The organism is Vibrio sp. 2033, from assembly GCF_033339735.1.
Window position 1 is genome coordinate 1 of sequence record NZ_JAWOVC010000772.1, and the last position, 530, is coordinate 530.

Here is a 530-nt window from a genome sequence, read left to right on the forward strand (position 1 = left end):
AGTTATACAGCACTTGTTCGAGGCGTTGCGGATCGGCCGAAACGGCTTTAAGGTCGGCGGGTACTTGGTTGATGATGCGAATGGTCTTATTGCCTAGCAGGTGATTAGAAAGCTCAAGCACCAAGCGTGTTGCACTGGCTAAGCTTACTGCCGATTTTTGGATATCCATGCTGCCATAGCGCATTTTGTGGTAATCCAATAAATCGTCTACGAGGTTAGCTAAGCGTTGACCACTTTTGATAATGATATCAAGTTGGTATTTTTGACTGGCGGGAATGACTCCATTTGCTCCTGACACAAGGGTTTCTGCTATCCCAACCATGCCATGTAGCGGTGTACGCAATTCGTGCGAGGTTGTTGCGAGGAACTCATCTTTCAGTTTATCAGCCAGTTGCAACTCATCATTTTGCTTTTGAATCAGCTTGATGTTGCTTTCAAGTTCTTCGTTTTGCTGTTTGATGGTTTGGATTTTTTCTCGAATCGAGCGCTGCATACGTTCGAAGCTGATAGCCAAGCGACCGATTTCATCT

The 530-nt window shown here is 45.5% G+C and carries 1 protein-coding gene; it reads right to left on the reverse strand.

Features of this window, described 5'->3' with window-relative positions; all coding sequences use genetic code 11:
* A partial coding sequence (locus R7P74_RS29005; RefSeq protein ID WP_318124167.1) for a sensor histidine kinase occupies nt 1-530 on the reverse strand: 530 nt, incomplete at both ends.